10 protein-coding genes are annotated in these 12137 nt (G+C 57.5%); 2 read left to right on the top strand and 8 right to left on the bottom strand.

All coding sequences use genetic code 11. From position 1 onward, the window contains the following. Window positions 1–57: 57 nt before the first annotated feature. From ppiD to tig, 6 genes are all read right to left on the bottom strand, one after another. Complete coding sequence (gene ppiD / locus NMD14_09015) at window positions 58–1971, bottom strand: peptidylprolyl isomerase (GenBank protein XEI34498.1); 1914 nt, start codon at window positions 1969–1971, stop codon at window positions 58–60. Window positions 1972–2121: 150 nt separating this feature from the next. Further along, entirely contained in the window at window positions 2122–2394 is a 273-nt protein-coding gene (hupB, locus tag NMD14_09010) for a DNA-binding protein HU-beta (GenBank protein ID XEI34497.1), read from the bottom strand. A gap of 240 nt (window positions 2395–2634) precedes the next feature. Beyond that, window positions 2635–4989 carry an endopeptidase La gene (gene lon, locus NMD14_09005; GenBank protein XEI34496.1) on the bottom strand — a complete coding sequence of 785 codons (2355 nt, stop codon included), beginning with the start codon at window positions 4987–4989 and terminating at the stop codon, window positions 2635–2637. 141 nt (window positions 4990–5130) lie between these two features. After that, window positions 5131–6405, bottom strand: coding sequence for an ATP-dependent protease ATP-binding subunit ClpX (gene clpX, locus NMD14_09000; protein XEI34495.1), 1275 nt, complete (start codon window positions 6403–6405; stop codon window positions 5131–5133). A gap of 70 nt (window positions 6406–6475) precedes the next feature. Continuing rightward, window positions 6476–7099, bottom strand: coding sequence for an ATP-dependent Clp endopeptidase proteolytic subunit ClpP (gene clpP, locus NMD14_08995; GenBank protein ID XEI34494.1), 624 nt, complete (start codon window positions 7097–7099; stop codon window positions 6476–6478). Window positions 7100–7185: 86 nt separating this feature from the next. Next, a complete protein-coding gene (gene tig, locus NMD14_08990; GenBank protein ID XEI34493.1) occupies window positions 7186–8496 on the bottom strand; it encodes a trigger factor in 1311 nt (436 codons plus the stop codon). A 441-nt stretch (window positions 8497–8937) separates the two neighbouring features. Here tig and NMD14_08985 point away from each other — a divergent pair, with 441 nt between their 5' ends. Together NMD14_08985 and yfbR are read left to right on the top strand one after the other, a co-directional pair. Then, window positions 8938–9372: a YccF domain-containing protein gene (locus tag NMD14_08985; GenBank protein ID XEI34492.1), complete on the top strand. Its 435-nt coding sequence runs from the start codon at window positions 8938–8940 to the stop codon at window positions 9370–9372. Between the two features lie 92 nt (window positions 9373–9464). Beyond that, window positions 9465–10067 (top strand): 5'-deoxynucleotidase, encoded by a 603-nt coding sequence (gene yfbR / locus NMD14_08980; protein ID XEI34491.1) that lies wholly within the window; start codon window positions 9465–9467, stop codon window positions 10065–10067. 88 nt (window positions 10068–10155) lie between these two features. Here yfbR and lolE read toward each other — a convergent pair whose 3' ends face one another. Together lolE and lolD are read right to left on the bottom strand one after the other, a co-directional pair. Beyond that, complete coding sequence (gene lolE, locus NMD14_08975) at window positions 10156–11397, bottom strand: lipoprotein-releasing ABC transporter permease subunit LolE (protein XEI34490.1); 1242 nt, start codon at window positions 11395–11397, stop codon at window positions 10156–10158. Beyond that, window positions 11397–12095 (bottom strand): lipoprotein-releasing ABC transporter ATP-binding protein LolD, encoded by a 699-nt coding sequence (gene lolD, locus NMD14_08970; protein ID XEI34489.1) that lies wholly within the window; start codon window positions 12093–12095, stop codon window positions 11397–11399. Before lolD ends, lolE begins: the two co-directional genes overlap by 1 nt. Between the last annotated feature and the right edge of the window lie 42 nt (window positions 12096–12137).

Here is a 12137-nt window from a genome sequence, read left to right as displayed (position 1 = left end):
ACAGATAAAAAAACGGCTCCATCAAGGAGCCGTTTTCAATGGATTGCGCAGTGCCGATTACTCGACGGTCGCTTCCACACTGGTGAAGTACTCGATCTTGGCCGCTTTGCGCAGCTCGTCGATCAGCGACTTGTAGCTCACCTGAGCTTTGCCCTGACCCAGCTGACCTTGCAGCATAGCGGCCATGCCGGATGCGGCGGCCGGGACGTTAACCTTGTCCAGTGCAACCACCACGCGGTCACCATTGGTCTCGGCAACCAGTGCCACGCTCGGCTTGCCGTCGATCGGATGGGGCAGTGTGAACGCCTGGGCAATCAGGTTCTGATCCAGTTCGCGATCGAAGCGGGCAACCCCTTTGTGGCTCTCCACTTTCAGACCGAGTGCATCCAGATCGGCAGTGATGCTCTCACCGACCTTCAGCTTGTCCAGCAGGCCCTGAGCCTTGCCACGGGCCACTTCACCGGCCTTGTCATGCTTGATGGCGGCAATCACCTGCTCTTTCACTTCAGCCAACGGCTTGACGGCCTTCGGCTGGTGACCGGTGATGTGCAGCACCAGCGCCTTGCCATCCGCCAGCTCGATCACATCGGAGTTGGTGTTGTTATCGCGCAGTTGCTCAGAAAACACCACGGAGAGCACCTTGGGATCGTTCAGCGGAGCGGGAGCGCTCGCCTGGGTGAAGTAATCGGAAGATTGTACCTTCATCCCCATGGCCTCGGCGGTCAAGTCCAGCGAGTCCGGGTTTTCGAAGCTGCTGTCAGCCATCTTCTGCTGCTCAGCGAAGAACAGCTCCTTGGCCTTGTCAGCTTGCAGACGGGTGATGGTCTCTTCCTTCACATCGGCAAACGGCTTGGTCTGGGCAGCTTCAATACCCAACAGCTTGATGATGTGGAAACCGAACGGGCTCTTCACCACAGTGGAGAGGTCGCCGGCCTTGTTCAGGGCAAACGCGGCTTTCTCGAAGGCCGGATCCATCACCCCTTTCTCGAACCAGTCGAGCTCGCCGCCTTTTTTGGCAGAGAAGGTATCGGAAGAGTCAGCCTTGGCCAGCGCAGCGAAATCATCACCCGCCTTGGCTTTGGCCAGCACGGCTTCTGCTTTCTGCTCGGCCGCTTTCTCGTCCTTGCCAAACGGGATCAGGATATGAGCCACATGACGACGCTCGGCACGCTGGAACAGATCCTGGTGCTGATCGTAGTAATCCTGGGCATCCTGCTCGGTGACCTTGATATCTTTGGCAAGGTTGGCGGCGTCCAGCAGCAGATAGTCGACCTTGACCTGCTCATCGTTCATGAAACGGGCGCCATTGGTCTTGTAGTACTGTTCCAGCTCGTTGTCGGAGACCTGAACATCATCCACATAGTTGGCGGCAGCCAGACGCACCAGACGCAGATCGCGAGTCTGGTTGTAGAGCTTGTCGAGCTGCTCCGCTTCACCCTTGAGGGCGAATTCGGTGCCCATCAGGGCGCCCATCAGCTGTTGACGCACCATGTCCTGACGCAGAGAGTCACGGAACATTTCGGGCGTCATGCCGGCACGACGAATGAGCTGCAGGTAGCGGTCATTGTTGAACTTGCCGTTCTCGGCAAACTCGGGCATGGCCACGATGGCTTGCTTGATCTGCTCGTCGCTGATGCGCAGACCCAGTTCACGGGCCTTGCTATCCAGCAACGCTTGATCGATCAGCCGATCCAGCACGCCACGGCGGAACTGTTTCATGTAATCGGGGTTCGCGGCCAGCTGGCTGAATGCCTCTCCCATCTGGGATTCCATGCGGGCCCGCTCGTTACGGTAGGCATTTTCCAGTGCGGCAGCACTGATCTCGGTGCCATTGACGGTAGCGGGGGCGGTACGGGCCGGGCCGTTCAGGTAACTACCTACACCAGCCAAGGCAAAGGAGAGGATGATCAGACCCAAAATAACCTTGGCTACCTTGCCCTGCGCCCCTTCGCGTAGTTTATCCAACATCATGTTTGTACTTATGCTCCCGAACTCGATGGGCGTAAATAATAAAAAGGCGCACCGATTGCGATGCGCCTTGGTCAATCAGTATGAGAGAAGACTCTCTAACTTGTCTGGTCTGCGACCAAGGACGGTAGCCGACGGATATCAGCGCCCGACTTAGTTAACAGCGTCTTTCAGGGCCTTACCGGCTTTGAAGGCAGGAACTTTACCAGCAGCGATTTCGATGGTCGCACCAGTCTGCGGGTTACGGCCTGAACGGGCTGCACGCTCGCGCACGGCGAAAGTACCGAAACCAACCAGAGCAACCTGGTCACCCTCTTTCAGCGCTTCACCAACAGCATCAATGAAGGCATCCAACGCACGGCCAGCGGCAGCTTTGGATATATCGGCACCGTCTGCAATCTTGTCAATCAGTTGAGATTTATTCACTCTTATATTCCCCTTTTATCGAACATCGCTGCGGCGCTGATTTCCCTGGCCACAACAAGTGGAGGTTTTATAGCAAGCCTCCTGATCAGTTGCAAGTAACAATCTGGCGCAAACCCGCGCCACACAACGCATTGCGACTCATCACGAGTACCCGAACGGTGGTCAAGGCTACTTCCGATATCGGACGCATGCAAGCCTTAACCACCCGCCGAATGCGCCAAATTTGCGGCGCATCAACATTTACACGACAGAAACGCGTTCAAACCCCTGCGGATTGTCCTGCAACGCCAATTCCAGCACCTCGTCAATCCAGCGAACCGGATAAATTTCAAGGTCTTGTTTGACGTTTGCCGGGATCTCCTCAAGGTCACGCTCGTTCTCTTTCGGAATAAGCACTCGCTTGATGCCGCCACGATGGGCTGCCAGCAACTTCTCCTTGAGACCTCCGATGGGCAGCACTTCGCCACGCAGGGTGATCTCCCCTGTCATCGCCACATCAGCGCGAACCGGATTACCGGTCAAGCTGGAGACCAGGGCGGTACACATGGCGATACCGGCGCTCGGACCATCTTTCGGGGTGGCCCCTTCCGGTACGTGCACGTGGATATCGCGCTTCTCGTAGAAGTCGGCGTTGATGCGCAGCTTCTCGGCACGGGCCCGTACGACCGTCATGGCCGCCTGGATGGACTCCTGCATCACGTCACCGAGGGAACCGGTATAAGTGAGCTTGCCTTTGCCCGGCATGTTGGTGGTCTCGATGGTGAGCAGATCGCCCCCCACTTCGGTCCACGCCAGACCACACACCTGACCCACTTGGTTCTGGTCGGTGGCCTTGCCGTAATCGAAACGCTGCACCCCGAGGAACTCCTTGAGGTTGGCCTGATTGACCTGAACATGCTTGATGTTCTTGTCCAGCAGGATGCGCTTGACTGCCTTGCGACAAATCTTGGAGATCTCGCGCTCCAGACTCCGCACCCCCGCCTCGCGGGTGTAGTAGCGGATCACCCCGACCAGGGCAGAATCTTCGATGGTGATCTCGGACTCTTTCAGGCCGTTGCGCTGGATCTGCTTGGCCACCAGATGCTGCTTGGCAATGTTGAGCTTCTCATCTTCGGTGTAACCGGAGAGACGGATCACTTCCATCCGGTCCAGCAACGGACCTGGGATGTTCATGGAGTTGGAGGTAGCCACGAACATCACGTCCGACAGGTCATAATCCACTTCCAGATAGTGATCGTTGAAGCTGTTGTTCTGTTCCGGATCCAGCACTTCCAGCAGGGCAGATGCGGGATCGCCGCGCATGTCCGAGCTCATCTTGTCGATCTCATCGAGCAGGAACAGCGGGTTCTTCACGCCGACTTTCGCCATCTTCTGGATGAGCTTGCCAGGCATGGAACCGATATAGGTCCGGCGGTGACCGCGGATCTCCGCTTCGTCACGCACGCCACCGAGGGCCATCCGCACATATTTGCGGCCGGTCGCCTTGGCGATGGATTGGCCCAACGAGGTCTTGCCCACACCGGGAGGCCCAACCAGACAGAGGATGGGGCCCTTGAGCTTGTTCACCCGCGCCTGTACCGCCAGATATTCGAGGATGCGATCCTTGACCTTCTCAAGGCCATAGTGATCGGCGTCCAGTACCTCTTGCGCCTTGCCAAGGTCTTTCTTGACCTTGGAGCGCGCCTTCCACGGCACCTGTACCATCCAGTCCACATAGCTGCGCACCACGGTGGCCTCGGCGGACATGGGCGACATCATTTTCAGCTTGGCAAGCTCGGCCTGGGCCTTTTCACGGGCATCTTCCGGCATGCCAGCCTCTTCAATCTTGCGATGGAGGGCTTCAAACTCGTCCGGGCTATCTTCCAGCTCACCCAGCTCTTTCTGGATGGCCTTCATCTGCTCGTTGAGGTAATACTCGCGCTGGCTCTTCTCCATCTGCTTCTTGACGCGAGTACGGATGCGCTTCTCAACCTGCAGCAGGTCAATCTCCGACTCCATCATCGCCATTAGAAACTCGATGCGCTCGGAGACAGAGACAATCTCCAGCACCTTCTGCTTGTCTTCCAGCTTGAGCGGCATGTGGGCCGCCATGGTATCGGCCAGACGCGCCGCATCGTCGATCGCCGAGATCGAGGTCAACACCTCGGGCGGGATCTTCTTGTTGAGCTTGATGTAGCCTTCAAACTGACCGATGGCGGAGCGCACCAGCACATCCTGGTCCTTCTCCTCAATCGCATTGGAGGCAATGTACTGCGCCTCGCCAACGAAGAAGTCCCGGTCGTCGATCATCCGCTCAAGACGGGCACGCTGACCCCCTTCCACCAGCACCTTGACGGTGCCATCGGGCAGCTTGAGCATCTGTAGAATATTGGCCACTGTCCCGACGGAGAAGATCTCCTCCACCGTCGGCTCATCGGTTGACGCATCCTTCTGGGCCACCAGCAGAACTTTCTTGTCCTGTTCCATGGCCGCTTCCAGACAGCGAATAGATTTTTCCCGCCCCACAAAGAGTGGAATGACCATGTGGGGGTAAACCACCACGTCACGAAGAGGCAGGACGGGAATCTCGATGCGTTCTGAACGCTCTAGGTTCATATATGTCCTCTCGGCTTGTTATACCGTTGGCAAAGCGCTTGGCTGAGTATATGGGGGCGCAGAGATGAGATTCAATCGCCGAAACCGTAAAAAGCATGAAAGGGGCAAAAAGCCCCTTCCATTTGATTAAAAATCAGACAGTTATTCTGATGCAGCAGCCTGGGTCTCGGGATTTTCGTAGATCATCAAGGGCGCGGAGTCCCCTTTGATCACGGTCTCGTCGATCACCACCTTGCTGACCCCTTCCAGAGAAGGCAGGTCATACATGGTATCGAGCAGCACAGCTTCCACGATGGAACGCAGACCACGAGCACCGGTTTTACGCTCCATCGCCTTGCGGGCAATGGCGTTGAGCGCATCTTCACGGAACTCGAGCTCAACCCCTTCCAGGTCGAACAACGCAGCGTACTGTTTGGTCAGCGCGTTTTTCGGCTCTTTCAGGATCTGGATAAGCGCGGATTCGTCCAGCTCGGTCAGGGTCGCGACCACCGGCAGACGGCCGATGAACTCGGGGATCAGACCATATTTGATCAGATCTTCCGGCTCTACCTTGGCGAAGGTCTCGCTCAGGGTGGCCTTGGCATCCTTGGATTTCACCTCGGCGCCAAAACCGATACCGGTTCCCTTCACGGAACGCTGCTCGATCACCTTGTCCAGACCGGCAAAGGCACCGCCACAGATGAAGAGGATCTTGGAGGTATCAACCTGCAAGAACTCCTGCTGCGGATGCTTGCGGCCACCTTGCGGCGGTACGGAAGCGATGGTCCCTTCGATCAGCTTGAGCAGTGCCTGCTGTACCCCTTCCCCGGAGACATCGCGGGTGATGGAGGGGTTGTCCGACTTGCGGGAGATCTTGTCGATCTCGTCGATGTAGACGATGCCACGCTGGGCCTTCTCTACGTCGTAGTCGCACTTTTGCAGCAGCTTCTGGATGATGTTCTCCACGTCCTCGCCCACATAACCGGCTTCGGTCAGGGTGGTCGCATCGGCCATGGTGAACGGCACATCCAGCAGACGAGCCAGGGTCTCGGCCAGCAGGGTCTTGCCGCTACCGGTCGGGCCAATTAGCAGAATGTTGGATTTGCCCAGCTCCACACCACTGTTTTCGCCGCTGTTGCGCAGACGCTTGTAGTGGTTGTAGACGGCAACGGCCAACACCTTCTTGGCGTACTCCTGCCCGATCACATAGTCATCGAGATGAGCGCGGATCTGATGAGGGGTCGGCAGCTCGTTACCATCGCGCTTGGGCGAGATCTCGCGGATCTCTTCGCGGATGATGTCGTTGCACAGCTCGACACACTCATCACATATGTAGACGGAAGGGCCAGCGATCAGCTTGCGCACTTCATGCTGGCTTTTGCCGCAAAAAGAGCAGTAGAGCAGCTTATCACCCTCACCCTTGCGTTTTTCTGTCATTCAGCAACCTCGTTTTATCAATAGAGGATGGATCGGCCTGTTGAGTTTACAACAGACCGGGACACCCTGCTCAGCTACGCTGGCTCAGGACACCGTCTACCAGACCATAGGCCACGGCCTGCTCGGCGGACATGAAGTTGTCACGATCGGTGTCACGCTCGATAGTAGCCATGTCCTGACCGGTGTGGAACGCCAGGCGCTCGTTCAGGGTATTTTTGATCTTCAGGATCTCCTGGGCGTGGATCTGGATATCAGATGCCTGACCCTGGAAGCCACCCAGCGGCTGGTGGATCATCACGCGAGCGTTCGGCAGGCAGAAACGCTTGCCCTTGGCGCCACCAGCCAGCAGGAAGGCGCCCATGGAGCAGGCTTGCCCCATGCAGACGGTACTGACATCCGGCTTGATGAACTGCATGGTGTCATAGATAGACATGCCTGCAGTCACCGAACCACCTGGCGAGTTGATGTAGATATAGATGTCCTTGTCCGGGTTCTCCGACTCGAGGAACAGCAGTTGGGCAACCACCAGATTGGCCATCTGATCTTCAACCTGACCGGTCAGGAAGATCACCCGCTCTTTCAGCAGACGGGAATAAATGTCGTAGGAACGCTCCCCTTTTGCAGTTTGCTCTACCACCATCGGGATGAGTGCATTGCGCGGGGATTCAGTTACATCGTTATAGTTTTTATACATAAGGCATTGTCCCTAAAATAAAATGGCCCGAGTGGAGATCACACGAGCCATTATACTTAACAGTCTTGACCTTAAGTCAAATGTTCTTAGGCAGCGGCGCCAGACTTGTTGATCACTTCGTCAAAGGCAACTTCTTTTTCAGTCACTTGCGCTTTGGACAGGATCAGGTCGATGGCTTGATCTTCTACTGCCAGGTTACGAACGCCGTTCAGCATCTGCTCGTTCTTCTGGTAGTACTCGATCACTTCCTTAGGATCTTCGTAGGCAGTCGCCATGGACTCGATGATGCTGGTTACGCGGGCATCGTCAGCCTTGATCTCGTTGGTACGGATCACGTCGCCCAGCAGCAGGCCTACGCGTACACGACGCTCGGCTTGAGCCTGGAACAGTTCAGCCGGCAGCTCGGGAGCGTTGCCGCCCTGGAAGCCGCCGAAACGCTGCAGAGCCTGCTGACGCAGAGCGTCGATCTCTTGAGCAACAGCTGCTTTCGGCAGATCGATTTGGTTGGCTTCAACCAGACCGTTCAGAACCTGCTCTTTCACGCTGTTTTTCAGGGCTTGAGCCAGTTCGCGCTCCATGTTCTTGCGCACTTCGGCTTTCAGCTCTTCAACAGAACCGCTTTCGATACCGAAACGCTTGACGAACTCTTCGGTCAGCTCAGGCAGGATCTGCTCTTCAACCTTGATCAGCTTGGAAGCGAACTTGGCCTCTTTGCCTTTCAGGTTTTCAGCGTGGTAGTCAGCCGGGAAGGTCACTTCGATGGTGAACTCGTCGCCCGCTTTCTTGCCCATGATGGCGTCTTCGAAGCCCGGGATCATGCGGCCAGCGCCCAGTACCAGGTTGAAGCCTTCAGCTTTGCCGCCGTCGAACTCTTCACCATCGATGGAACCAACGAAGTCCAGGGTCACACGCATGCCATTGGCAGCGGCAACATCGGCATCAGCCCAAGTAGCGTGCTGCTTGCGCAGGGTGTCGATCATGTTGGCCAGATCCTCATCCTTCACGGTCGCAACCGGCTTCTCGACCTTGATGGTCTCGAGACCTGCAACTTCGAACTCCGGGTACACTTCGAACGTGGCGGTGAATTCGAAATCCTGACCTTCCTGGATCTCTTTCGGATCCATGGTCGGGGCACCGGCCGGGCTCAGTTTGTTTTCGATGATCGCTTTGATGAAGTTGCTTTGCATCATTTCATCAGCAACGCGGGCGTGAGCCATGGCGCCGAACATCTTCTTGATGATGGCAACCGGAGCCTTGCCAGGACGGAAACCGTCGATACGACGAGTTTTGGCCAGGCCATTCAATTCTTTACGCACAGCGGCGTCTACGGTAGCGGCCGGTACAGTGATGGTAAGACGGCGTTCCAGACCCTGGGTTGTCTCTACAGAAACTTGCATTCTTCTACCTCGTTCAACTCAGCACTGTGTGCTGACCCTTATTGCCCCTGGGCAAAGCCCGGAGTCTTCCTGTTTATAAAGACAACAATATGTCTTTGTGATGAGAAAATATGACGCGGCATTATAGCGGCGCACTTTGGTCGAGTCGAGCCACACATCCCCCACATTGAGCGGCGTGCAAGCACAATTCGTGCAAAACTGCCCTTTATATGGGGAGAGAGGCACCCGACTTCAACCATCCGATGACGATAATTTTGCGTTTGCTCACCTTTTTTCATCCGAACGCCGCTTTGTTGCCCATATTTCGCCGCAAAACAGGCCACCGTTGCGGGCGGCGACTTAATTTGTCCAGCCAAATGACGATTGGGCCAATCAACCATTGCGTCCCTACCCCTCCCTCGTTATGGTGGCAACCAAATTGATGTATCTGGAGTCACTCATATGGCCTTTTTCCGCTTCTTGTTCAATCTGCTCTGGTTTGTACTGGGAGGTGTCTTTATGGGCCTGGCCTGGTGGCTAGCCGGTCTTATCTGCTTTATCTCGCTGGTCGGCATCCCCTGGGGACGAGCCTGCTTCGTGATCGGCATCTTTACTTTCTTCCCGTTTGGCAAGCAGGCGGTCAATCGCAAGACCATGACCGGTCAGAGCGATATCGGCACCGGCACTCTGGGGCTGATTGGCAACATCCTCTGGTTCGTGCTGATCGGTATCTGGCTGGCCATCGGCCACATCGCTTCCGCGCTGGCCTGCTTCGTGACCATTATCGGTATCCCGTTCGGTATCCAGCACCTCAAGCTGGCACTCATCAGCCTGGCTCCTATCGGCCAGATGATTGTGACCAACCAGGAGGCGGAATCGGGCCGCTATATCCGCTAACTGCGGGAAATGCGCAGGCAGACGCTGCCCTGCAACGAAAAAAAGGGCAGACTAGGGTCTGCCCTTTTCTATTTTCTTTCGTTGAGGCCATCATGTTACCCAGCCACTTTTTCGCCAATCTCGCCCGCATGAAACTCATCTACCGCTGGCCCCTGATGCGCAACATCCAGCCGGAAAACATCGCCGAGCACAGCCTGCAGGTGGCCATGGTGGCTCATGCCCTCGGCATCATCAAAAACCGGCTGTTTGGCGGCAGCGTGAATGCCGACCGTGCCGCCGTAATGGCGCTCTATCACGACAGCAGCGAGGTGCTGACCGGCGATCTGCCCACCCCGGTCAAATACTTCAACCCCGAAATAGCCCGCGAGTACAAGAAGATAGAGCTGGCCGCCGAGCAGCGCTTGCTCGCCATGCTGCCGCCGGAACTGGTGGAGGATTTTCGCCCGCTGCTCGACTCTCGCGTACAATCGGGCACGCAGGATGAGGAGCTGGCCAGACTGGTCAAGGATGCCGACACCCTCTGCGCCTATACCAAGTGTCTGGAGGAGATCAATGCAGGCAACCGGGAGTTTGAACCGGCTCGCAAGCGCCTCGAAGCCATGCTGGAAGCCCGGATGAGCGATGAGATGCGCTACTTTATCGACACCTTCGTGGCCAGCTTCTCGCTGCCGCTCGATGAGCTCAACGCTCACTAAGCCATGTCACTCGACCTGAAAACAGCAGGGCCCGCCGGTTTGCATCGGCGGGCCCTTCGTTCTTTATCGTTGGATCAGATGCCGCGCATCAGTGACCCAGCTCGCGGGACGGTACCAGACCGCTCGCCCGCCAGGCGGGATAGAGGGTTGCCACCAGACTCATCAGGATGGCGGCACCCGTCACGATAAGCAGATCCTGCATATGCAACTCGGTCGGCAGGAAGTCGATGAAGTAGATATCCGGATTGAGGAAGCGGTGGCCGATGAGCTTTTCAACAACGCTCAGGATCTGGGTCAGCTTGCTGGAGAGCAGCCCGCCCAGCAGGGCGCCAAGCAGGGCACCGGCTACACCGTTGACCATCCCCTGAATAACGAAGGTGAGCCGGATCTGGCCGGGGCTCGCCCCCATGGTTTTCAGGATGGCAATCTCGCTACGCTTCTCGTTCACCGCCATCACCAGGGTGGAAACGATGTTGAAACAGGCGACGGCCACCACCATCAGCATCACCACATACATGACGGTACGCACCATCTGGATGTCCTGATAGAGGTAACCCTGGCTGTTCATCCAACTGCGGATATAGACGTGATGGGGAAACTGCTGCGCGGCGGCTACCGTGATGGATTGCGCCTTGAGCACATCGCTCACCCGCAGGCTGAAGCCCTCCACATCGCTATCCATACCGGTGATCGCTTGCGCATCGGCCAGATGTACAAAGCCGAGCAGACCGTCGAGCTGACCGCCGATCTCCAGCAGCCCCACCACGGTCAGGGCTTCGCGTCGGGGATTCTTGATCCCGGCCTGATCGCCCCCTTGCGGGAGCAGCAGGGCGACCGAGTCCCCCACCTTGACGCCCAACTTGTCGGCGATGGTCTTGCCGAGGATCACCCCATGCTCGCCGGGCTGCAGCTCACGCAGGCCGCGGCCCGTCATGTATTTGCTTGCATCGGAGAGATTGGCTTCCAGCTCGGGCAGCACAGCGCGCAGTTGCACCCCCTTGAGGGCTGAGCCGTGCTCCAGCAGGCCATTGAGGCGAATGACCGGCGCGGCCGCCTCGACACCCGGCTGGGCCAGCAGGTAGTCGCGCAGACGAGGCCAGTCCGGCAGCGGCCGCTCGACGGCGTCCAACTCACCTTGCGGCACGACCGAGAGCACCCGATCTTTGAGCTCACGCTCGAAACCGTTCATGGCGGAGAGACCCAGGATCAGCGCCATCACCCCGAGGGCGATACCGATCAGGGAAGAGGCAGAGATAAAAGCGATAAACCCGTTGCGACGGCGGGAGCGGCTGTAACGCAGGCCCAGAAAAAGGGGCAGCGGTTTGAACATCAGGCAACCTCCGCCATCACGCCGCTCACCAGCGTGACCCGGCGATGGAGCTTGGCCGCCAGGCTGAGATCGTGGGTCACCACCACAAACGCAGTGCCCAGTTCACGGTTCAGTTCACACAGCAGTTCGTACACCGCGGTGGCACTGGCGTGATCCAGATTGCCGGTGGGCTCATCCGCCAGCACCAGACTCGGTTCGTTGACCAGCGCACGGGCGATGGCCACCCGCTGGCGCTCACCACCGGAGAGTTCAGACGGTCTGTGGTTTAGACGATGGGAGAGCCCTACCCGCCCCAGCATCCGGGTCGCCTTCTCGGTAGCGACCGCTACCGATTCACCGCCGATGAGCAGCGGCATAGCCGCATTTTCCAGCGCACTGAACTCGGAGAGCAGGTGGTGGAACTGATAGACAAAACCCAGCTCCTGATTGCGAAAGCGAGCCTGGGTACGGCTGTCCCAATGGTGGATATCCTCCCCCTTGAACAGCACGGCGCCGCTGGATGGATTGTCGAGGGCCCCCATCAGATGCAGCAAAGTGGTCTTGCCGGAACCCGAGCTCCCCACCACCGCCAGCATTTCACCGGGCGCGACACAGAGATCGATCCCCTTGAGCACCTGATTCTCCAGCTCACCCTCTTTATAGACATGATTGAGCGCCTGGCAGCGCAGCAGAGGTTCACGGGATACGGCTTCATTCATAACAGGGGCTCCACTTACGCCAGTGACCACAAAGGCACCAGT

The sequence above is a fragment of the Aeromonas veronii genome (assembly GCA_041319085.1).
GTDB classification, from domain to species: domain Bacteria; phylum Pseudomonadota; class Gammaproteobacteria; order Enterobacterales; family Aeromonadaceae; genus Aeromonas; species Aeromonas veronii_F.
Note: the sequence above shows the minus strand (reverse complement) of the source record. Positions and strands in the feature narration are given on the sequence as shown.

What these genes read in the sequence shown, in the direction of transcription:
- ppiD (XEI34498.1), bottom strand. Translation starts at nt 1,971, where the DNA reads ATGATGTTGGATAAACTACGCGAAGGGGCGCAGGGCAAGGTAGCCAAG.
- lon (XEI34496.1), bottom strand. Translation starts at nt 4,989, where the DNA reads ATGAACCTAGAGCGTTCAGAACGCATCGAGATTCCCGTCCTGCCTCTT.
- clpX (XEI34495.1), bottom strand. Translation starts at nt 6,405, where the DNA reads ATGACAGAAAAACGCAAGGGTGAGGGTGATAAGCTGCTCTACTGCTCT.
- clpP (XEI34494.1), bottom strand. Translation starts at nt 7,099, where the DNA reads ATGTATAAAAACTATAACGATGTAACTGAATCCCCGCGCAATGCACTC.
- tig (XEI34493.1), bottom strand. Translation starts at nt 8,496, where the DNA reads ATGCAAGTTTCTGTAGAGACAACCCAGGGTCTGGAACGCCGTCTTACC.
- NMD14_08985 (XEI34492.1), top strand. Translation starts at nt 8,938, where the DNA reads ATGGCCTTTTTCCGCTTCTTGTTCAATCTGCTCTGGTTTGTACTGGGA.
- yfbR (XEI34491.1), top strand. Translation starts at nt 9,465, where the DNA reads ATGTTACCCAGCCACTTTTTCGCCAATCTCGCCCGCATGAAACTCATC.
- lolE (XEI34490.1), bottom strand. Translation starts at nt 11,397, where the DNA reads ATGTTCAAACCGCTGCCCCTTTTTCTGGGCCTGCGTTACAGCCGCTCC.
- lolD (XEI34489.1), bottom strand. Translation starts at nt 12,095, where the DNA reads ATGAATGAAGCCGTATCCCGTGAACCTCTGCTGCGCTGCCAGGCGCTC.